We start from the raw sequence: 21648 nt of genomic DNA, 5'->3' as shown, positions 1-21648 counted from the left end.
GGGCTTGGCGTCGGCGTGGGTGTCGGTGTCGGTGTCGGTGTCGGTGTCGGTGTGGGTGTCGGTGTGGGTGTCGGTGTGGGCGTCGGGCTTGGCGTCGGTGTGGGCTTAGGCATCGGTAACGTCGTCGCACTGGTCGTAGGCGACGACGTTACCGACGGGCAGGCCTTGCCCACTTTGGTTGACGCGCCTTCACCGCAGGGCCCTCCGGTTCGGCGCAGCTTGAGCTTGGCGTTCGGGCGGATGAAGTCGTGAGGCGGCGTCGATGCCAGCGCGCGACTCGTGAACTCGCGCCAAATGGCGGCTCCAATCGTGCCGCCGTATACCTGCTGGCCGCGCAGATAATGCATCGGTCTCGGGTGCCGGTATCCAACCCAGACGGCGGTTACCAGGTCCGGCGTGTAGCCGACCAGCCACACGTCTTTGCGTTCCTGTGTTGTGCCGGTCTTGGCGGCCATGGGGCGGCCGAATTGGGCGCGACGTGCCGTCCCGCAGCATGCGACTTCCTTTAGCACGCTGGTCACCGTGTAGGCCACCATGGGGTCGAGAACCTGCTCGCCTTTGAGATTGGTGTCGCTGAACACGACCTTGCCGGAGGCATCCTTGACCGATGCGATGGAGTGTGGTGTGAAGTGCTTTCCGTTGGAGGCGAAGGTCGCAAAGGCGGAGGCCATTTCCAGCGGTGTTACGCCGTGGGTGAGGCCTCCCAGAGCGATCGACGGGTAGGCATCAAGTTGCGACGTGATGCCGGCTCGGTGTGCGACGTCGGCAACATCATCGGCTCCGACGTCCATGACCAGTCGAGCGAAGACCCCGTTGATCGAACTCCTCATCCCTTCGCGCAGGGTTACGATTCCGTGTCCCGCGCCGTCGTAGTTGTCAACGTCCCACGTCTGACCGTTGGTCAATCGCAGCTTGACCGGCGTTGAGTTATAGCGAGCGTTGGGAGAGATCCCTTCCTCCAAGGCTGCTGCCAATACGAAGGGCTTGAATGAGCTTCCCGGTTGGCGCTGACCTTGTGATGCGATGTTGTACTGGTCGGCGAAGAAGTCGCGACCGCCGACCATGGCTTTGATTCGACCGTTCTTCGGATCGATGGCTACCAGGGCGGCCTCAGGGTCCGTAGAGGAGTACAGGACCTTCGCGACGGCCTCCTCGGCGTAGGTTTGCCATTTAGGGTTGATCGTTGACTGGACGGCGAGTCCGCCCGCATACAACTGGTCGGCGCGCGCTTCTTCGCTGGTTCCGAATCTGGAACTGGTGAGAAACTCGTTCTCGACGTGCTGGACGATGTACGGGAAACGGTAGTTGGCGAACCGATTCGAGAATCGTTTCCGCAATCGCAGCGGTTCGACTGTCGCAGCCTTCGCCTGTGCGGCAGTGATCATTCGTTCCTGCAGCATCCGGCGCACGACGTAGGCTCGCCTAACCTTCGCTCCCCTCGGGTTCGTGAAAGGGTTGAGACTTGTGGGGGCCTGGATCAATCCCGCCAGCATGGACGCTTCCCCTACCGTCAGCTTGGCGAGCCGCTTGTCGAAATAGGTTTCTGCCGCCGCGGCGATTCCGTAAGCACGAGCCCCGAAATACGCTCGGTTCAGATACATCGCAAGAATCTGCTCCTTGGTGTACTCGCGTTCCAAGTTCATCGCAAGGCGCGCTTCGCGCACCTTCGTTTGAAGGCCCCTGGTGCTGTTTGGTTTGGTGTACATGAGCTTCGCGAGCTGCTGCGTGATCGTGCTGCCGCCCTGAGCCGTACGACCCGCCTCAAGATTCGCGACGAGCGCGCGCACGATGGCGCGGGTGTCGACGGCTCCGTGCTCGAAGAACCGGGCGTCTTCTACCGCGACCACCGCGTTCTTCACGACGTCGGGGATGTCGGCGCCGTTTACGACGACGCGGTTCTCTTCGAACAGGTTCGCGATGACCGCGCCGTCGGCGCTCAGAACCGCTGAGCGCAGGGCAAGCGGCAGGGCTTGCTGGGTTGCGAGCGGCGCCATGGAGCACGCCGTGCCGAAGATGCCGAGAACGGCCACGGCCACGAATCCGCGACGTCGTGCCCCCGCTGCGGTTGGTGGTGTCCGCTGCTTAAGCTTGATCCGAGACCTCTTTCTTAGAGCCGTTGGAGCAAACGCGCACCCAAGTGAGCGCGCACCTAAGTATTTCACGCCGTCAGGTGGGCGGAGAGAAGGCGCGTGCAGCCTATTTCATACCGGGAACGTGTCAGAGGTAGCCCAGGGCCTTGAGCGTCTCCGCGTACATCGTCATTTCGTCGGCGATCGAGCGCTCGCTGCCGCCTACGCAGATCTGAACCGTGAAGTTCTCGACGATCTGCTGTGCCTCGGCCGTCAATCGACGGGTGGACTCCTCCATCTGCAGCTTCAGCAACTCCTCGGTCTCGCCTTCGACGATCTGCATCCCGCCCCACTTGCTTGCGTTCCCCGTGAGGCTGAAGTACTCGCGATGGCTGTGGATTCGGCCCTGCTTGGCAAGGTCATCGTAGTGCGCCAACACCTTGCCGAAGACCTCGAGCGCCTTCGCCTCGCGGCCCCTCACCGGGGTCCCCCACGTCGCGATGATCGCTCCGTTCATGCGGCATCCCCTCCCGTGGTTGGGTGCGGGCTCGTCCGGCCCGGCGCGCGCCCGCACGGTCACGTCATGGACGCTAGGAGTGCGGCGGGGACGAAGCAAGGGCCCTACCGAGCTATCTTGCACCTAGTCCGGCCGGATCGATGCCGGTCATCCCGCCCAGCGAGTCGGCACGTGTGAGAGTGCGACCGGGCGAGGGAGTTGTGCTCGTACGGCTTCGAACACTTCGGCCATCATCGTCAGCGAGCGTTCCCATTCTGCCGGGACTGCCCCGGTTTCGGACAGGCCGACGAGTGTTTGGATGCGCGGTTCGGTCCATGCGACGAGTTCGACGAGCCGCCGGGTCAGGGGAAGGCGCAGGCGGACGAAACGATCCCCAGCCGCCAAGGCTTCGCTTGCCTGGGCGCGCACCCTGCCGACGAGGTCGGCGACGAGGTGATCGAACTCGTCTGGTCGCGTGACTTGTGATGCGGGGAGTTGACCGGCGTCGCGCATTCCGCGGAGCTGGCGGTCCAGGTCGTCGAGGAACGCTACGAACTCGATGAGTTCGCAGGGGGTGCGTTCGGGAAGATGGACTTCGAGTGTCTGAGTTGTTCGGGGTGCGTGCGCCGGCTCCGCGAGTGAAACGTTCGGGCGTCGTGTCCCGATTGACGGTCGTCCGAGGTAATTCCCTTGGGCGTAGCCTACCCCCAGCGCGCGCAGGGTCTTCATCGAGGCCGGGTCTTCGACGCACTCTGCAATCGTTTCGAGCCCAAGCGTCCGGGCGAGATCGGTCATTGCTCGGACCATCGCCTGGTTGACGGGATCGGTGTGGAAGTTGCGCAGAAAAGCACCGTCGATCTTGAGCGCGTCCACCGGCAGGTAGCGCAGATACGTAAAGGAGGAGAGGCCTTTGCCGAAGTCGTCGAGTGCGAAGCGGCATCCCATGTCGCGCAGGGTCTGCATCGAACGCCGTGCTTGCGACAGATTCGCGATCGCCGCGGTCTCGGTGATTTCGAACGTGAGCGCCGACGGATCGACCCCCGAGGTCGCGATTGCTTTCGTGATGTGCTCGATCGTGGACGTGTCGCACAGGGACAGGCCGGAGAGGTTGATGGAGTACCCGGCGCGCGCGCCGGTTGCGTGTGCGCGCGCGAGGCAGACGAGTGCCGCGTCCACGACGAGTCGGTCCAGGCGTGAAACAAGTCCGCAGCGTTCGGCCGTCGGAATGAACTCCGCGGCGTCGATCAGCGTGCCGTCGTCGGCGACCATGCGCGCCAGGACTTCGTAGTGCGCCACTGCTCCCGTACGCACCGAGACGATCGGCTGGAACGCTAGGGTGATCGAGCCTCGGCGGATCGCCTTGCGGATTCGCGGGGCCCAGGAGGCGTCGGCGTCGGCGATCGACTGTTCGGTGAGCGTGAGGCGTGCGGCGCCCTTGCTCGCGCGCAGGAAGGCCCCGAGGAATCCGACGGACAACAGCACCGATGTCGCCGTCACAACCCACGCATCTGCTCCCATGTCTCAATAGAACGTCATGCGGGCGTGCTGGAGGTTGGCCCGATCGACCCATCTTGGGCAGGTAATTGAAGGGTGTTTGTGATGGGTATGGCGGGGGCGTGGAGTCTCTACCGCTCGAATCACACGTGTGTGATTCTCCGCTACGCGGCGCGTCTTTGCCTCGTTTCGAGGTGGTCGGTCTCGCGAATACGGACTGCGACCTCGCCTGCCTCACTCAGTGCGCCGAGGAGTAGCAAGACGACGCCTAGGCCGATGGCGCTCCATGCGATCCATGCGTACCGGATGCCCGCGGCTGTTTGGAAGTCCGCCAAGGATCCCCGCAGGGACTTGGTGATCGAGCTGAGGCGCACGAGCGCGCCGGGGAATTCGTCAAGGGCTGCGGCGACGCTGGGGGACGAGGTTCTAAGGGCCGACAGCAATTGCGCGTCAGTGCGGCCGGTTTGCGCCGCCAAGGCAGGAAGCATTCGTGTTCGAATCTCGACGTCCAAGGACCGCGCCAGACTCAGGTCGGCCTCGGCTCGCTCGAGCGTCTCTCGGGTCATTATTGCGCCCAGATTGCGGTGCATCTCGTCTGCGGTCGACGCCTTCGACGGAAGTTGAGTCGCGAGCGGCGCGAGAATAACCATAGCCCCGGCGAGCATCGCGACAGCCGCCCCCGTGCGTGACGGCGCCGGCATTCCGATGCCGGCCATCGACGCGACGATCCCCACGATCAGCATGAACCAGGGCACGAATGCGGTTGACCGATCTTTCGTCGGGATGGAGTCGGCTTGCGCAAATCGACCGCTTTCTTCGCCGAGTGCCTCAATCCGCGTTCTGAGTCGGTCGCCGACGGAAGGGAGTTGCCCGAGACCCCTTTCTACTCTCGGGTATTGGGTTAGGAAGTCCTCGAACTGTGCCCGAGTGAAGCCAAGCCGTGTTGCGACCACGGGGAGATAGGAGGGGAACTGCCGAGCCAACGTCGTGACCACTTCCGCATCTTGTTCGAGGGCGGAGATCGCTCCGGCCTCGAACATGGGTCGCATGTCGGAACTAACCCGCTCAAAGGCGTTTGCCCGTTCGAACAGTCGGGTCCCGAGAACGAGTCCGATGAGCGCGATTCCGACAAGGAGCACCAGCCCTGCGCAAGAGCGGCGCGTCATGGCCGTCTCCTCTCCGTTGGGAACCCCCACCGGCGCGGGAGGGGCCTGATGTAAGAGCACCGCGAAGAGAGGGCATCGGTCAATAACCAACTGCAAGATGGTTATTCCTGGGCAGCCCGCGATTCTGTCGCCCGAAGGTGTGCCCGCAGAGGCGTGGCGGGATCGAATTGGGGCGAGCGAGCCGACCGCACTATGACGGCCGGCCCGCTCTGGGGGTCTAACGGCCTGAGGCCGACTTGCCGTAGTTTGTGACAACTTGGAGCAGGATGCAAGCGTCTAGGCCTTGGCGATTCGCGGAATTGGCGCACGCGGGAGTTGGGGAGACGGGAAGATCCGCTGGAGAGGTGGCACGGTGTGTCCGGATTCGTCCGGTCTATACTGTGGGTTCCACAAGAGCCGCGCGACGTTGGGGGCACCCGTGTCCGGACCGAGAGCTAGAAAGCGCCCCGCGAGAGCCGATGCAGCGAAACTCGAGGGCGGCGCGGTGGCGCGCGCGCTGGGGGAGATCCTGGACGAACTTGAGCGAGACATCGATGTGCTCGCCGATCGCATGCTTGAGAGGTACTTGGTTGCGATCCCCGCCTACCGCTCGCTCCCCGACGAGACCTTGCGACAGATTCGCGACGTGAATCTGAAGAACCTCGAGGGGTTCGTGGGGTCGTTGCGTGCCGGAGCATTTCCGAGCGGAGAACAACTCCAGTGGATCGGTGAGAGCGCGTCGCGGCGCGCGCGCGAAGGGGTGCCGCTGTCGGCCCTGCTCGCCGCGTATCGCACGGGGGCCCATGTCGCGTGGGTCGAGTCGATGCGCAAGATCGGGGACGACCCCAACCGTTTGCGTGCAGGGCTCGAGTTGGCGACCGGCGTCATGCAGTGGACCGACGCAGCAAGCGGCGCTGCTGCACAGGCCTACCTCGCGGAATATGAACGGCTCACAAGCGATCGCGAGTCCGCGCGCCGCGATTTCCTCGACGGTGCGCTTTCCGGAACCCTGACGGCCGACGAGGTGCTGGCGCGCGCGGAGGCTTTGGGCCTTGACGTTGCCGTTCCGCATGCGGTTTTGGCGATCGGTGTTTCCGCCCCCGACAGGCAAGCCGACTTCCGCGCTGCGTGGCATCGGTTGAAGGCCATGATGTCGGAGTTGCCCGATGCCGACGCTTCTGTCGTCATCCCTCACGGCGGTGATCTTGCAGTTGTGTTTCCCGCAGACGGCAGCCGTTCCGAGGCTATGCACGCAAGCTTGAGCGCGCTCGTCGAGCGAGCGTCGTCGGTGCTGGAAGTCGACCTTCGCGCGGGGATCGGGCGCGCGCGTGAAACCGTGGCGGAACTTGTCGGCTCGCATCGAGAGGCGTGGATCGCTCTGGCAGCGGCGCGCGCCGGATCCGGACGGCATGTGGTCGCCTACGGCGAAGTCATGGTCGAGGAACTTCTTCTTCGCGAGCGAGGCGTGGCTCGCCGGTTGGCGCAGGCGGTTCTCGACCCGCTCGAAGGGCATCCGGATCTTCGCCGAACGCTCGTTGAGTTCATTGCGAGAGGTCCTTCTTTGCCCGCCGTCGCGCGCGCACTCTTCTTGCATCCCAACACCGTTGCGTACCGGCTCGCCCGCGTTAAGGAACTCACGGGGCGGGATCCGAAGTCGCCGGCCGGGATGGCCGAGCTGTACCTGGCTCTGCGCGCGGCGGAACTCCTGGGACGCGACGCGGGCTGAATGCCGCAGCGTTGAGAGTCGCTGCGACGCTTTGTGCGATCACCAACAGAGCCGTGTTCTAGGCGTCGGCGCGCATCGCTCGAATGAAGGCGTTGTAGGCGCGTTCGTCAAACAGCACGAAGCGGACCAGCGTCACCTGAGTGTTCGCGTTTCGGACCGCTCCTAACGCAATCGGCGCAGCCTCGTCGAGCGGATACCCATATGCGCCGGTCGAGATCGCGGGGAAGGCGACGGATCGCGCGCCCAGTTCGTCTGCGATCCTGAGAGCTTCGATGTGACATGAGCGCAGCAGGTCGGAGCGGTCCTGTGTCCGAGCAAAGACCGGGCCGACCGTGTGAATTACCCAACGCGCCGCGAGGTCCCCGCCCGTCGTCGCCACCGCGCGCCCTGTTGGGAGGCCGTCGATGTACATTCGTTCGCGGATGATTCTGCATTCGGCAAGAATGCTGGGACCACCGCGCCGGTGGATCGCACCGTCGACGCCACCCCCTCCAAGAAGAGTGGAATTGGCAGCGTTCACTACCGCGTCCACCCTTTCGTGGGTGATGTCACCGAGCGCAATCTCGATCGTAGGCACATTCTGTATGGTACTTCGGCGCGAACGGTGAATGATGTGTCAATCGCGTCGCATAGGCGGCCGCGCGGAGTGCGCGCGCGTTACCGGCCGACGATCTGTGGTGGGGTGGGCCCGTGGCCATTCGGGGTTGGGAAGAAAATGTTTGCGCTGGGGCTCCCGCAGTCGATTTCGTGTTGATACGATTGCCGACTGCAATCGCGTCATTCCCGACGGGAGGGAGCATCATGGCCGCAACCAAGAAGACAACGTCGAAGAAGCCGACCTCCAAGAAGCCGGCCGCGAAGAAGCCGGTTCGCGCGCGAAGGATTAAGGGGTTTCCTTGCGCCGACTGTGACTTCGTCGCGAAGCACGCGATGGGGCTTGGGCGGCATCGATCCACCAGGCACGGTGCGGTTTCCCAGAGGCAGTCGCGTCGGGTGGCGACAGGAAACTGGCTGACGCGGCAAGAGGCCTCGAAGCGAGCGGGTGTCCACTACAACACGGTTCGCCAGTGGGAACAGGCCGGGCTCTTGCGCAAGACGAAGCGGCCGCACGTACGTGGGGCGCTTGTAAGCGCGGACGATCTCGCTCGCATCCTCGCCGACCGGGCGAGTCACACCGGAACTCCGTTGCCTGCGGCATTTCGTGGAGACACCGCGGCCATTGAAGCCAAGTACCAGAACCTCGTCGAAGGACTTGAGCGACTGCTGGCCGTCGCGCGCGTGGCGACGCCTGTTCGCGGCTCTGCGAAGAAGGCCTCCGCTGCGCGCGGCACTGGGCGGCCGGCCACGCGCCGAAAGGCGCCGGCGAAGACACGCGCGCCTCGCGCCAAGGCCGGTCGCGCTTCGCGCTGATCGATCCTGGGTCGGCGCGCGCGGGGGAGGTTGAGAAGGTGTCGGCAATAGCGAGACGTTTTCTGACTGTGCTGGAACCGTTGGTTTCGTCGATCTATTTCGCGCCTGAGGCGACGCAGGAGTACCAACAGATCGGGCTCGATCCGGTGTCGGGGTATTTCGTGTCGCGCTCTGCCGCTTTGGGGCGAGTCTCGCCGGACGCCGTCGCTGCTCTGTTCTACAGCTTCAATCCGGTGTTGTTGAGGGGCGTCACGTGGGGTGTCGCGGATCCCCAGGACGTTCTCGACGCCCGGTCGCGGGCGGTGCGACGTGCGTTCGCGCGGTTGCTCGACGACGCGGACATTGATGAGGGGCGTCTTGTGGAAGCGGGGGAACTGCTTCGCGAGGCGGCGGCTGGGTGTCGGCCGGAAGGGCGCGCGCTCTTTGCTGCGCACGCCGCTTTGCAGTGGCCTGAGGATCCGCGTTCGGTCGTATGGCACGGGGCCAACTTGCTTCGCGAGTACCGGGGCGACGGTCACATTGCGGTGTTGCTCTCGCACGGGATGCGCGCGGTGGATGCCGTCGCGATCCACGCCGCGATCCGGCCTCAGGGCAGGGACTTCCTGTTGAACTCGCGGATGTGGGGCGAGGACGCCTACGCGCAGGCGCGCGCGCGCCTGGCGACACGGGGATTCCTCGACCAGGCGGGAGAGGTTACCGACGGCGGCAGGAAGTTCCGGGAAATGATCGAGGTCGAGACCGATCGTCTGGCCTCGGCACCGTTCGAGGCCCTCGGGGTATCGCTGTCTGAGCGCCTGCTCGGCATCCTCGAGCCGCTGGCCGCGCACGTCTTGAAGCTCGGCGGCATCTCCGATGCGACGGTGGCCACCGGCGTGGGACCGACGTCCTGAGATCGACCGACCGGCCATAGGCGACGAAACCGCTCCTGCACGTCGGGATGTTTCGAAACGCGTCTCTAGGGCCTTCTTCCTGGGGAAATGTGTCTCGAATCGGGCATGAGACATCCCGCGCCGCTTGACATTGAAGCGAAGTGCCCCCCATTCTTCGGCCCGTGCCAAAGCCACTTGTCATCGTCGAGTCCCCCGCCAAGGCTAAGACCATCGGGGGCATCCTTGGGCGCGACTTCCTCGTGGAGTCGTCGTTCGGCCACGTTCGCGATCTCCCGCGCAACGCCTCGGAGGTGCCGGCGGCGCACAAGGGTGAGCCGTGGAGCAACCTCGGCGTGAATGTAGAGGGCGGCTTCAAGCCCATCTATATCGTCACCCCCGACAAGAAGAAGCAAGTCACCAAGCTCAAACAACTTCTGAAAGACGCGTCGGAGCTATACCTCGCAACCGACGAGGACCGCGAAGGTGAGTCGATCGCCTGGCACCTACTCGAGGTCCTCGGGCCGCGCGTTCCCGTCAAGCGGATGGTGTTCCACGAGATCACGCGTTCGGCTATCCAGGAGGCGGTGCAGAGTCCGCGCGAACTCGACCGACGGCTGGTGGATGCGCAGGAGGCGCGCCGGGTGCTCGACCGCTTGTACGGCTATGAGGTCTCTCCCGTCTTGTGGAAGAAAGTGATGCCCGGACTGTCGGCTGGGCGCGTTCAGTCGGTGGCGACGCGGATTCTGGTCGACCGAGAACGCGCGCGAATCCGGTTCACGCCGGCCGGCTACTGGGACATCGAGGGGACATTCCGTTCCCAGGGTGGAGCCGTGGTTGCGCAGTTGGTGTCGGTGGACGGCGCGCGCCTCGCGACCGGCAAGGACTTCGACGAGAACGGGGAACTCAAGCCGCGCGCGGTGGCGCGTCTGGACGAGGCGTCGGCCCGCGAGTTGGCTGCGGCGTTGCTTCCCGCGACGTTCGCGGTCCGCACGGTGGAGGAGAAGCCGTGGCGGCGCTCGCCGGCTGCGCCGTTCATGACGTCCACGCTGCAGCAGGAGGCCGGGCGCAAACTTCGCTTCACGGCGCATCGCACTATGCAGGTGGCCCAGAGGCTTTACGAGAACGGCTACATCACCTACATGCGAACCGACTCGGTGACGCTGTCCGAGACCGCGGTAGCGGCGGCGCGCGCCCAGGCGACTGCGATGTACGGAGCTGAGTCGGTGCCGGCTGAGCCGCGCCGCTACCAGAGCCGGGTCAAGAACGCGCAGGAAGCCCACGAGGCCATTCGTCCAGCCGGCGAGACGTTCCGCACGCCCGATCAGGTCGAGTCCGAACTGAACTCGGACGAGTTTCGTCTTTACGACCTGGTGTGGAAGCGAACAATCGCCAGCCAGATGGTCGATGCGCGCGGGCAGTCCGTTCAGGTTCGCCTCGGCGCGCGGTCTGCCGACGGCAGAGATGCCGAGTTTGCGGCGAGCGGGCGCGTGATCACTTTCCCGGGGTTCCTCCGCGCCTACGTCGAGGGCGCCGACGATCCCGAGGCGGAACTTGAGAATCGCGAAGTCGTGCTGCCGCCGATGCGGTCCGGCGACGCGCTGGATGTCGTGGCGTTGGAGCCGAAGGGGCACGAGACCCAGCCGCCGGCTCGCTACACCGAGGCAACGCTGATCAAGGCTCTTGAAGAGATGGGGATCGGCCGCCCTTCAACGTATGCGAGCATCATCAGCACGATCGAGAACCGCGGCTACGTCTTCAAGAAGGGTTCGGCGCTGGTTCCCTCGTTCGTCGCTTTCGCGGTTGTCGCGCTGCTGGAGCGGCACTTCGCGCACCTGGTCGACTACGAGTTCACCGCGCGCATGGAGGACGACCTCGACGAGATCGCAGATGGTCGCCAGCAGGCCACGCCTTGGCTGACGCGGTTCTATTTCGGCAACGGTAATCCGGGGTTGAAGCAGATGGTTACCGAGCAGCTTGGTGAGATCGACGCGCGCGAGGTGAACTCGATCGTCATTGGAGTCGATCCGTCGGGCGACGAGATCGTGGTGCGCGCCGGTCGCTACGGCCCTTACATCCAGCGGGGCGACTCGCGCGCGAGTGTTCCCGAGGATTTGCCGCCGGATGAGCTGACGGTGGAAAAGGCTATGGAGTTGCTGGAGCAGCCGAGCCAGGATCGCGTTCTGGGAACCGACCCTGAGTCGAATCTGCCCGTGATTGCGCGGGCCGGCCGCTACGGTCCCTACGTGCAACTCGGTGAGAACGGTGACGCGAAGAAGGACAAGCCGCGAACGTCGAGCTTGTTCAAGACGATGTCCGCGGAGACGGTCACGCTCGAGCAAGCTCTCGAACTTCTGCGGCTACCGCGTGTCGTCGGCACGGATCCGGCCGACGGACAGGAGATCTCCGCGCTGAACGGGCGCTACGGTCCATACATCAAGAAGGGGACCGACAGCCGCAGCCTGGAGTCGGAAGAGAAGTTGCTGACGATCACCTTGGAAGAGGCACTCGCGGTGTTCGCGCAGCCCAAGACGTACGGGCGCCGAGGTGCGGCGGTCGCGCCATTGCGTGAGTTCGGTGCCGATCCCGTGAGCGCTGGTCCGGTCCTGCTGAAGGAAGGGCGCTTCGGTCCATACGTCACCGACGGGACGACCAATGCGAGCCTTCGCCGGGACGACGACGCGGCAACGATCACGCCGGAGCGCGCTTTCGAGTTGCTGGCCGACCGGCGCGCGCGCGGGCCGGCGACACCTCGAAAGAAGCCGGGCGCGCGCAAACCCGCCGCCAAGGCGAAGGCGAAGCCGGCGACACGTTCCAAGCGCCCCCCGAAGAGCTGAGCTTTCCTCCCCACACGCGAGCCGGCTCGCGGGGGAGGGCGAGCCGGCTCTTGGTGTGCGCGGTTACCGGGTGGCGCGAGTAAGTTCTGTGAACCAGTCCGGGCGGTCCAGAAGGATGATCGCGTCGAGCACGTCGTCCACCGTAAGCGGGGGTCCGGTGTGCTCTTCGCGCATCTCGGCGGGCAGATGCCAGAACGCAGGACGAATTCCCTCGGCGATCAGCAGTTCGACGATGCGGTCGGTTGCGTGCTTCTGCAGGTTCGCCCCGCAGCGTGGGCAGACAAACGAGTAGAAAGATGCCGAGGTGTCGTCGCAGACCCAAAGTCCGAAGTCCACGGATCGACACTCAACGGCCTCACATGATGGGCAAACCGCCTCGATCCAACTCATGATCCCCTCCGGCGCAGCCTTTGAGAGGATTGTCGCCCCCATCCCCGGTGTGTGGATATGGCAAACACGGGCGGTTTTCTCTAGTCGGCCCGGGCCATCCGGTTGATGGTCCTAGGGCGCCGTATCTCGTGACGTCCTAGGTCAGTGGACCGCGATGTGTTCGTGGTCGTGGTGTGTCGGGGCTCCGTGTGGGATGAAGGCAAATGCGACCAGCGCGGCCGCCGCCAGCACGATCGAGCCCACGAGCAGCGCGAGTTGGAACCCGTCGAGAAACGCGTTGCCGAAAGATTGGGTGACCAGCCCGATTTGCTGCGGCGCCATTCCGCGGAACAGGCTGGGATCGATGCGTCCATGCCCGGCCCCTTCGACGATGCTCGCGTACTGTGCCGCCGGCAGGTGTGCGGCCGCAAGCGCAGTTCCCAGCGAACTCTTGAGTCGCGTAGTGAGCAGGGATCCGAGCAGCGCCACCCCGAAGACGCCGCCGACTTCACGCGAAGTGTTCGTAGTTGCCGAGCCCAGTCCGGCTCGTTCGGCTCCGACGGCGTTCATCACTGCTGCCGTCATCGGCGCCATCGTCATTCCCATTCCGACACCCATGATCATGAGCAATGGAGTGATCAGCGCGAATGGAGTGTCGGCACTGATCCGGCTGATGAGGAACTGCCCGGTCGCAGCCAGGAGCATTCCGATCGTGATCGGCAGACGCGACCCGAGTCGCGAAGCGAACCGACCGGCCAGCGGCGCCGCGACGATGATCATTCCCGTCATCGGCAAGAATCGGATGCCGGATTCGACGGGGGAGTAGCCGCGAATCATCTGCATGTACAAACTCATGAAGAAGAAGGCCCCGAACATGCCGAACGAAATCGCGAACGCAACAGTGTTGCCGGCGGAGAACGCTCGGATGCGGAACATTGCCAGCGGCATCATCGCGTCGGGGCTGTGCCGCTCCCACAAGAAGAAGGCGACGAGCAGCCCTGCGCCTGCGACGAGCGTGCCGACCGTGATTGGGTGCGTCCAACCGCGCTGGTTCGAGCCGATCAGTCCGTAGGTGATCGAGAACAGCGCGCTGGTGCCGATCGCGAGTCCGGGGACATCGAGCCGGCGCGCGTGTGGCGCCCTGGACTCGGTGATTACGCGGGCGGCGACGGCGAGCCCGATCACTCCGATGGGGACGTTGAGGAAGAACACCGATTCCCAGCCGACGTGTTCGATCATGTAGCCGCCCAGCGTCGGGCCGAGCGCCAGTGCCACTCCCGACACGCCGGCCCAGATTCCCAGAGCTTGCGCGCGCTCGCTTGGGGGGAAAGTCACGGTCAGGATCGATAGCGTTCCCGGGATCAGCAGTGCGCCGCCGATGCCTTGGAGCGCGCGGAAGATGATGAGCATTTGGGTTGTGTCCGACAGCCCGCACATCAACGACGAGATCGTGAAGATGACAAGTCCCGCCATGAATGCACGTTTGCGGCCGTAGCGGTCGCCGAGGATGCCGCCGGTCAGCAGCAGGCTCGCGAAGGCAAGCACGTAGCCGTCGACGATCCACTGCAAGTCGCTGACACCTGCGCCGAGGTCTCGCGACAGCGTCGGGAGGGCGACGTTGACGACCGTGTTGTCGAGCATCGCCATGAACAGCGCGAAGCACATGGTGAGCAGTGCGAGGATCTTCTGACGCTTGTTCTCTCCGCCGAACATAACTATTTCTCGGTCCTTTCGTCGATGATCCTGCGCGCGATGTCGACAATGTGCGCGCGCCGGCGTGCAAGTGCCTTGGGCGTGTACGGGTCTTCTCCGCCGAGCAGTCGCGCGATTTGAGGGAACGCGAACCAGGCGGAGATCGTGCTGATCAGTGTGATGAGCGTGTGGCGCGCGTCGAGCGATGGGTCCACGGTTCCGGCGCGCTGCGCCTCTTCCACGCGCGCCACGTGCTCGGCAAATCGCGCCGCTCGTTCCTCTTCACCGGGCACGCGCCCGATGCCGATGTCGAGGGCTTCCCACATCATCAGCCGCATGAGGTCGGGGTTCGCTGCGTAGAAGTCGAACAGTTCTCCGGCGATCTCCGCCGCGCGCGCCGGGTCCAGGTCGATGGACGTGAGTCGATGCATCTTGCACTCCAGTACGTGCTGAAACAGAGACTCCTTGTCGGCGAAGTAGTGGTACAGCAAGGCCTTGTTGACTCCCGCGCGCGCAGCGATGGACTCGACCCGGGCGCCGGCAAGGCCGCAGGCGGTGAACTCCGCCGCCGCCGCCTCGAGGATGGTTGCGCGGGTCGCCTGCGCGTCACGGGGTCTGGACATGGCGGGAAAGGTAACTAACCGTTTGGTGAATTGTCAACAGGCTTGGTCGGACGGGGTGACGCGGGGTCGCGGGTCTTCCTGAGATACCGCTAGCATCGGGCGGTTTCCGGCTCAAGGGAGGTCCGCCATGGAAGTTCTTCGAACGCCCGATGATCGGTTCGCGGATCTGCCCGGTTATCCCTTCGAACCCAACTACGTCGAGGTGGAAGGCCTGCGGATCCACTACGTGGACGCCGGCCCTCGCGACGCGGCCCCGATCCTGTTGATGCACGGCGAGCCGACGTGGAGCTACTTGTACCGCACGATGATTCCGGTGCTGTCCGCGGCCGGGCATCGCTGCATCGCGCCGGACCTCGTCGGGTTCGGCCGCAGCGACAAGCCGGTGGCGCGCGCCGACTACACCTTTCAGCGGCACGTGGACTGGATGCGCGGGGTGATCGAGGCCCTGGACCTTCGTGACGTCACCCTGTTCGGGCAGGACTGGGGCGGACTGATCGGACTCCGCGTGGCTGCGGAGAACGAGGACCGCTTCGCGCGCATCGTCGCCGCAAACACGTTCTTGCCGACCGGTGACATTCCTCCGTCGCCTGCGTTTCTCGCGTGGCAGAAGTACTCGCAGGAGGCGCCGCGGTTTCACGTCGGAGGCATCGTCAAGGGTGGTTGCGTGAATGATCCTTCCGCGGATGTCATCGCGGCCTACGACGCGCCGTTTCCTGAGGATGCTTACACGGCGGGCGCGCGCCGGTTCCCGATGATCGTGCCGACGAGTCCGGACGATCCCGCCTCGATTCCGAACCGGGCCGCGTGGAAGGTGCTCGAGCAGTGGAGCAAGCCGTTCCTGTGCATGTTCAGCGATTCAGATCCGATCACGCGCGGCGGCGATCGCTACTTCCAGAAGGTCGTGCCGGGGACCGCGGGGCAGCCGCACGTGACGATCGAAGGAGCCGGTCACTTCTTGCAGGAAGACAAAGGCGCAGAGATCGCCGGTCACCTCGTCCGGTGGATGGCGTAGTTCGGCGCGCGTGAAGCGACTCTCTTCGGTCCTGGTTGTTCTGGCGCTCGCAGTCGGCGCGTGTTCGAGTCGCGCGCCCGATCGCCCTGAGGTTTCGCCGACTCCACGGGTAACTAGATCCGAGTCTGCCACTCCGTCACCATCCTCTCCGGCCGGGGTGCAGGATCCCGATCTCGTCGTCGCGGTCAAGGGGGACTGGGGTGCGGGCACGCCGGCGCAGCGCGCGATCACGACTCGCATGTGCGCGGTGCGCGAACTCGTGCGCTTCCGATACGTGCTTACGACCGGAGACAACTTCTACGATCCCGATGGGGTTGCCACCGACGGTAACTACCGCGCGCCGGAGCGTTGCCTGTATTCGGCACCCGGCCACCGGTGGCGCGCGACGTGGGGGAATCACGACTTCGGTCGGTCCTCGACGGGCGAGGTGCTGGGGGCCCGGCGCTGGTATGCGTGGTCGGCCGTCGGAGTGGACTTCTTCGCTCTTGACTCCAATCAACCCGACAACTCGACGCAGCGCGCATGGCTCGAGCGCTCGCTGCGCGCGTCGCGCGCTCGGGTGAAGATCGCGTACTTCCATCACCCGCCGTTCACCGTCGGCGGAGGACACAAGGCGAACGAAGCCGTCCAGCGCAATTGGGTTCCCCTGTTTGAGCGCTACGGCGTTTCTCTGGTGCTGTCAGGTCACGAGCACGTCTATGAGCATCACAGAGTGCGCGGCATCGACTACGTCGTGACCGGCGGGGGCGGCGCGGGGACCTACGGGTGCATCCGGCAGGCCTCGTACAAGATCAAGTGCGTATCGGCGCACCACTTCTTGCTCCTGGCGGTTCGGGGGGATGAAATCACTGTGACGGCAATCAGGCCGACCGGTGAAGTGCTGGATCGGTTCGTCATCCCGGCGCGCGCGTAGGTCGGCGGGTACTCGGGTGGGATGCTCGCGCGGGGGCGATTCGGCGGCTATCGGGCGGGCAGGACGATTGAGAACTCGGATCCACCCTCCGGGGCATCGCCGATCTCGAGGCGCCCTCCGTGGTGCTCTGCGACGCGCCTGCAGATGGCAAGACCGAGTCCGCTGCCCGGGTGTCCGGCTGCGGCAGCACCCCGGGCGAACGGCTCGAGGATTCGCTCCCGCTCGACGGACGGCACGCCGGGTCCATTGTCGGACACCCTGAGTGTGACCGTGTCGTCGGCGCGCACGGTGTCGATCCGCAGCCGAGGCGGGACGCCGTCGCGAACGTAGGTGAGCGCGTTGACGACGAGATTCTGGATCGCTTGACGTAACAGCGTCCGGTCCCCGTCCGCGGCTCCAAGGCTGCCGCATTCGACGTGCGCGTTGCGCTCGGCGATCAGGTGATGAAGTTCAGTCAGTACTGACGACATCACTTCGTCGAGGTTCACTGTGTCGGTGGTCAATTCGCTCGAGCCGGCCTGAGCGAAGGCCAGCAGCTTGTCGACCAGCGCGACGAGTCGCGCGCTGGTACGGCCGATCGCGTCGACGGCGATGCCCACCCTTCCTTCGCTGTCGCCCAACTCCCTTGTCAGCAACTCCGCGAATCCGGTCAGGGTCGCCAGCGGATTGCGGAGGTCGTGGGCAGCGATTGCGGCAAACTGGCGGAGGTCGGCGTTGGCGGACGCCAACTGGGCGGTTCGTATCGCCACTCGATCCTCGAGTTCGGTGAGTATCCGGACGTTTTCGAGGGCCACCGCCGTGCTGTCTGCGAGCGCTTGAAGCAACCGCGTTTCCGTTGGGGTCGCCTCGTGGAGCGTGGCCCAGTACGTCCCGATGGCGCCGATGGGGTCGGCGGTACGGATTGGAGTCATGGCCAGGCTCTTGACAAAAGTTGGTCGGTAGGCGTCCTGGGGGATGCGGTCATCGACGTAGATGTCCGGGATGACCACAGACTCCTTGTGCAGCATCGCCCACCCGCTGATGCATGCTTCCATTGGAAAGCGCAGTCCGCGCCACAGTGGTGCGATCGCATCCTCGTCGACGTAGAAGCACTTCTCGCTCTCGCGAAGTACGAATGTGGCACCGTCGGCATCGGCCAACTCGCGGGCGGCATGCCGCACGACCTCGACGACCTCATCGAGATCGTGCGCTGAAGCCAGGTCCCGGATGGCTTGGGTGAGTCTCTCCATCCCGGACTCGTAGGTCACGTCGTGCTGATCCATCCGGGTCGGGAGATCCGATCCGTGAATGGCGGCCATCCAGCCATAGTCCGGGCCCCCGTCGGCGCTGTCAATGGGCGGGTTCTCTGCGGAGAGTTAATAAGTCCGAAACACACCCGAAAAAGGGGGGTAACTTAAGCGTCATAGCGTCAGTACATGTTCATGATGGGCGCCGACGCCGCTCCGGTGCAGATCGGACACCTAACGGTCGATCTAGCGTCCTATCGCGCGACGTTCGAAGGCCGAGACCTCCAAGTGTCTACGACCGAACTGGAGCTTCTCGCGATGCTTGCCGCGAACTCCCGTCGCGTGCTGTCGCGAGTCGAGCTTGCCGCGGCGCTTCGCCTGACGCGCGCCCGCTCTGTCGACGTGATGCTGACGCGCCTTCGCCACGAACTCGGCCGCGAGTTCCTGCGAAACGTGCGTGGACGCGGATGGATTTTGGACCCCGCGGCGCTCGGAGGGTAGGTAACCGTGGACACGGGCGTCGTGCCGCTCTGTCCGCACCCCGCATCGGAAGGTTGGGACTGCGTCGCGCGCGCACTCCCGCGAAAGAGAACAAGGTTGTGATCCGCTCGTAACGTTGCGGCAATCGTTGGGAAATCCTCGCGTGGCAGCATCAATGTGCCTACACAAAGGAGGATGAGATGCGAGCCGGAAAGCGTTTGTGGATCATCGCCGCGATTGCCGTCGGGCTCTTCGTTGCGGCGGCCCCGGCCTTTGCTGCCGATCCGACGGGAGCGACACTCGGGAAGGACGCCGCCGAGCACACGGCGATCGGGCTGAACATGCTGTGGCTCGTTCTCGGCGCGATCCTGGTGATCTTCATGCAGGCCGGTTTCGCACTTGTCGAGACCGGGTTCTGTAGAGCGAAGCACGCCGCGCACGTCGTCATGACGAACTTCGCGATCTTCGGTCTGGGGCTCATCGGGTACTTCGCGCTCGGCTACGCGTTCATGTTCGGCGCGACGTCGGTGCCCTCGATCGGATTCTTGAAGCCGCTTGGGACGATGCTCGGGTTCGGGTCGCACGGCGGCGTCATTGCGCACACCGGATTCTTCCTCGGCGGAGGCGCGTACGACGTTGGGGTACTCGGGTTCTTCCTGTACCAGGTGGCGTTCATGGACACGACGGCCACAATCCCAACCGGGTCGATGGCCGAGCGCTGGAAGTTCAAGTCATTCGTGATCTGGGGCCTGTTCTGTGGAGCGCTCTACTACCCGCTGTACGGCGCGTGGGTGTGGGGCGGCGGCTGGCTCTCGCAGCTCGGCGCGGGTTCGCTCAAGCTCGGACACGGAGTGGTGGACTTCGCCGGCTCGGGTGTCGTGCACGCGATGGGCGGCGTGGCTGCGCTCGCCGGCGCGATGATCCTCGGCCCGCGCATCGGCAAGTTCGCTAAGGATGGCACGCCGCGCGCAATGCCGGGGCACCACATCCCGATGGCAATGCTCGGCACATTGATCCTTCTGTTTGGTTGGTTCGGGTTCAACGCTGCTTCCACATTCGCGGCAACGGATCTGCGGTTTGCGGTCGTCGCGGTCAACACCGCGATCGCCGGCGCGTTCGGTGCCACCGTAGCGATGTTCTGGGTGTGGAAGCGCGTCGGAAAACCCGACCCGTCGATGGCCGCGAACGGAATGCTCGCCGGTCTGGTTGCCATCACCGCGCCGTGCGCGTTTGTGCAGCCTTGGGCTGCTGCGGTGATCGGAAGCATAGCCGCCGTCGCGGTCGTCGAGTCGGTCTGGTTTGTCGAGCGCAAGCTCAAGATCGACGATCCGGTCGGCGCGATTTCGGTCCACGGGGTGTGCGGATTGTTTGGAGTGCTTGCCGTGGGGATCTTCTCCGACGGCGCGTACGGAGATGGACTGAACGGAGTGGCCGGAGGGGTGCGCGGCGCGCTCTACGGCGACTGGGGCCAGCTCGGCGCGCAGGCGGTCGCGGTTCTGGTGTTGTGCACGGCGATGTTCGGGCTCGCATGGACGTTCTTCAAGATCACGGACAAGGTCGTCGGCCTTCGTTCGGACGCTGATGATGAGTTGGAAGGACTCGACCGCCCCGAGATGGGAGTGCTCGCCTACCCCGAGTTCGTGCCCGGCGAGTTGGTCGCGGCGACGAACGGAGGATCGCACCGCACGGTCGTCATGGTGGACTGAGTCCGCAGATTGAGCGACGGGGGCCCCACGCGAGGCCCCCGTTCGCGTGTCGCGGCACATTCGGCCACCTCGATGCGCCCGACCCGATGATCTTTGCGCGCGTCTTGAACTGGGCCCGGCGTCTACAGCCCCCTGGACCGCCTATCGGCGGAAATCCCGCCCTCCGCTGGATCACGCTATCCCGACCCACGGGTCGGGATAGCAAACACCCACCCACCCCAATGAGTCCATCAAACACCCTCCGACCAGGGACTGCGCGCAGTACCGAAAACCAGCCGGCGCGCGCTATCCTGTCCGAGCGGAGCGCTATCAAGGTCCGCACAAATAGGAGTTGTGCGGATGTCGTTGGGCCCACCGTGCAGCCTGCGTAGGCCATGATCGTGCTCGTTCGACATGGTCCGCCAACGGTGCTTCCGGGCGTACCCCCATGTGACTGGCCCTTGGCCGACACAGCCACCTGTGCTGCGTTGGGACGCGTCCTTCCGGATCTTCCCGTGGTGAGCAGTGACGAGACAAAGGCTCAGGAATCGGCTGTCGCCCTCGGGCGTGGTTTCACGCTCGATGAGCGGCTTCGTGAAGTGACGCGTCCGTGGTCCGCCAATGAGGCCGACTTCCGGTTGCAGGCGCAGGCCTATCTCGCGGGGGAGCCCGTTCCCAGATGGGAGTCGCAGGCAGCGGCCGTTGACCGGTTCTCGAGAGCTGCCCGCGGGATAGTCGTTTCGCACGGCACAGTCATGAGCCTGTTCGTCGCATCCGTGGTGGGTGCCGATCCGCTTCGCTTTTGGGCGAACCTGAGGATGCCGGACGCGTGGGTTCTCGAGGAGGGTAGGCTGATGCGGCTGGAAGGGGTGGACCTTGCCGAGACTGAGTTGCGGTGATGCAGCACCGCACAACTTGTGGCTGGAACCGACGCTCGCCTTCGGCTCGCGCGGTTCAGCCACAGGACGTTAGCCATACGGTGAATTCGGGATGACGGTCACTGGCAGGGGAAGATGGGCCCCACGAAGGCGCGGGCGGCAGCAGCGGCTCATCGACGCGGTGCTTGCCGGAGTCCGTGATCAGTTCCAGGGCGAAGAACAACCCGTGGTGGTCTTGGTGGCGTTCCAGGACTTCAGCTGGCTCACGGCGTTCCTGTTGCTCAACCTAGCGTACGTGGGGGCCCTGCTCGCACCGACCTATGGAGTGAGGAAGAGGCGAGTCGTGATTCTGACGAGTCAGCGTCTCCTCTTGCTGTCGGCGCCTGTCCTTCGTCCTACGAAGGGCCATATACAGGAGTCCTTGCCGCGGGAGGAGATTAGCGTTCGGCACTTCGACCCCCGGATGATGGCGACGCCAGAACTCCATCTCCTCGTGGCTGATCGGAAGCTTCGCTTGAACGCTATCGACCGGTTCTGGGCTCCTGAGTTGGTGGAGCTCCATCGTCAGTTAGACGCGGGTCATCCAAGGGCAAAGTCGATGGAGCACTCCGATGGCTACGGATGAAAGTCAACTGATTGGACGGATTCCCTCCTCCTTGGTTGAATCACCTGGGGTGCGGGTGACCCCGTAGCGAAGCGCAGGTTTGGGGCTGATGCCTGCCGCGCC

At 64.7% G+C, this 21648-nt stretch carries 19 protein-coding genes; 10 read left to right on the top strand and 9 right to left on the bottom strand.

Translation table 11 applies throughout. The features are described from left to right. The 4 genes from WDA27_13600 to WDA27_13585 all read right to left on the bottom strand — a co-directional run. Nucleotides 1-2030 (bottom strand): PBP1A family penicillin-binding protein (locus tag WDA27_13600; protein ID MFA5891963.1); only part of this gene is annotated, 2030 nt, incomplete at its 3' end. A gap of 187 nt (nucleotides 2031-2217) precedes the next feature. Further along, the gene (locus WDA27_13595; GenBank protein ID MFA5891962.1) at nucleotides 2218-2586 is read right to left on the bottom strand and encodes a hypothetical protein; all 369 of its coding nucleotides are present in this window, start codon (nucleotides 2584-2586) and stop codon (nucleotides 2218-2220) included. Between the two features lie 147 nt (nucleotides 2587-2733). Beyond that, entirely contained in the window at nucleotides 2734-4083 is a 1350-nt protein-coding gene (locus WDA27_13590) for an EAL domain-containing protein (protein MFA5891961.1), read from the bottom strand. Nucleotides 4084-4223: 140 nt separating this feature from the next. Further along, nucleotides 4224-5225 (bottom strand): hypothetical protein, encoded by a 1002-nt coding sequence (locus tag WDA27_13585; GenBank protein MFA5891960.1) that lies wholly within the window; start codon nucleotides 5223-5225, stop codon nucleotides 4224-4226. Between the two features lie 418 nt (nucleotides 5226-5643). Here WDA27_13585 and WDA27_13580 point away from each other — a divergent pair, with 418 nt between their 5' ends. Then, a complete protein-coding gene (locus WDA27_13580; GenBank protein ID MFA5891959.1) occupies nucleotides 5644-6930 on the top strand; it encodes a helix-turn-helix domain-containing protein in 1287 nt (428 codons plus the stop codon). A 58-nt stretch (nucleotides 6931-6988) separates the two neighbouring features. Here WDA27_13580 and WDA27_13575 read toward each other — a convergent pair whose 3' ends face one another. Then, a complete protein-coding gene (locus tag WDA27_13575) occupies nucleotides 6989-7507 on the bottom strand; it encodes an O-acetyl-ADP-ribose deacetylase (GenBank protein ID MFA5891958.1) in 519 nt (172 codons plus the stop codon). A gap of 224 nt (nucleotides 7508-7731) precedes the next feature. On the opposite strand from WDA27_13575, the gene WDA27_13570 reads away from it, so the two are divergent. From WDA27_13570 to topA, 3 genes are all read left to right on the top strand, one after another. Next, nucleotides 7732-8340 carry a MerR family transcriptional regulator gene (locus WDA27_13570; GenBank protein MFA5891957.1) on the top strand — a complete coding sequence of 203 codons (609 nt, stop codon included), beginning with the start codon at nucleotides 7732-7734 and terminating at the stop codon, nucleotides 8338-8340. A gap of 38 nt (nucleotides 8341-8378) precedes the next feature. Then, nucleotides 8379-9230 carry a hypothetical protein gene (locus WDA27_13565; protein ID MFA5891956.1) on the top strand — a complete coding sequence of 284 codons (852 nt, stop codon included), beginning with the start codon at nucleotides 8379-8381 and terminating at the stop codon, nucleotides 9228-9230. A 161-nt stretch (nucleotides 9231-9391) separates the two neighbouring features. Next, complete coding sequence (gene topA, locus WDA27_13560; GenBank protein ID MFA5891955.1) at nucleotides 9392-12043, top strand: type I DNA topoisomerase; 2652 nt, start codon at nucleotides 9392-9394, stop codon at nucleotides 12041-12043. A 63-nt stretch (nucleotides 12044-12106) separates the two neighbouring features. Here the strand turns inward: topA and WDA27_13555 are convergent, their stop codons facing one another. The 3 genes from WDA27_13555 to WDA27_13545 form a co-directional block, all read right to left on the bottom strand. Continuing rightward, nucleotides 12107-12433, bottom strand: coding sequence for a hypothetical protein (locus WDA27_13555; GenBank protein MFA5891954.1), 327 nt, complete (start codon nucleotides 12431-12433; stop codon nucleotides 12107-12109). A 141-nt stretch (nucleotides 12434-12574) separates the two neighbouring features. Continuing rightward, nucleotides 12575-14125 (bottom strand): MFS transporter, encoded by a 1551-nt coding sequence (locus WDA27_13550; GenBank protein ID MFA5891953.1) that lies wholly within the window; start codon nucleotides 14123-14125, stop codon nucleotides 12575-12577. Between the two features lie 2 nt (nucleotides 14126-14127). Next, a complete protein-coding gene (locus tag WDA27_13545) occupies nucleotides 14128-14727 on the bottom strand; it encodes a TetR family transcriptional regulator (protein ID MFA5891952.1) in 600 nt (199 codons plus the stop codon). Between the two features lie 127 nt (nucleotides 14728-14854). On the opposite strand from WDA27_13545, the gene WDA27_13540 reads away from it, so the two are divergent. Then, the gene (locus WDA27_13540) at nucleotides 14855-15739 is read left to right on the top strand and encodes a haloalkane dehalogenase (GenBank protein ID MFA5891951.1); all 885 of its coding nucleotides are present in this window, start codon (nucleotides 14855-14857) and stop codon (nucleotides 15737-15739) included. Nucleotides 15740-15749: 10 nt separating this feature from the next. Then, nucleotides 15750-16652: a metallophosphoesterase gene (locus WDA27_13535; protein MFA5891950.1), complete on the top strand. Its 903-nt coding sequence runs from the start codon at nucleotides 15750-15752 to the stop codon at nucleotides 16650-16652. A 47-nt stretch (nucleotides 16653-16699) separates the two neighbouring features. On the opposite strand, the gene WDA27_13530 is transcribed toward WDA27_13535, so the two are convergent. After that, complete coding sequence (locus WDA27_13530; GenBank protein MFA5891949.1) at nucleotides 16700-17950, bottom strand: GAF domain-containing sensor histidine kinase; 1251 nt, start codon at nucleotides 17948-17950, stop codon at nucleotides 16700-16702. Between the two features lie 117 nt (nucleotides 17951-18067). On the opposite strand from WDA27_13530, the gene WDA27_13525 reads away from it, so the two are divergent. From WDA27_13525 to WDA27_13510, 4 genes are all read left to right on the top strand, one after another. Continuing rightward, nucleotides 18068-18379, top strand: coding sequence for a winged helix-turn-helix domain-containing protein (locus WDA27_13525; protein ID MFA5891948.1), 312 nt, complete (start codon nucleotides 18068-18070; stop codon nucleotides 18377-18379). Nucleotides 18380-18558: 179 nt separating this feature from the next. Beyond that, the gene (locus WDA27_13520; protein MFA5891947.1) at nucleotides 18559-20064 is read left to right on the top strand and encodes an ammonium transporter; all 1506 of its coding nucleotides are present in this window, start codon (nucleotides 18559-18561) and stop codon (nucleotides 20062-20064) included. A 497-nt stretch (nucleotides 20065-20561) separates the two neighbouring features. Next, nucleotides 20562-20942, top strand: a complete 381-nt coding sequence (locus WDA27_13515; GenBank protein MFA5891946.1) for a hypothetical protein — start codon at nucleotides 20562-20564, stop codon at nucleotides 20940-20942. A gap of 91 nt (nucleotides 20943-21033) precedes the next feature. Beyond that, nucleotides 21034-21546 carry a hypothetical protein gene (locus tag WDA27_13510; GenBank protein MFA5891945.1) on the top strand — a complete coding sequence of 171 codons (513 nt, stop codon included), beginning with the start codon at nucleotides 21034-21036 and terminating at the stop codon, nucleotides 21544-21546. Nucleotides 21547-21648: the final 102 nt, after the last annotated feature.

This window comes from Actinomycetota bacterium, from assembly GCA_041658565.1.
Classification (GTDB): Bacteria; Actinomycetota; AC-67; order AC-67; family AC-67; genus JBAZZY01.
The sequence above is the reverse complement of the archived record's forward strand: the minus strand, read 5'-3'. Positions and strand labels throughout refer to the sequence as shown.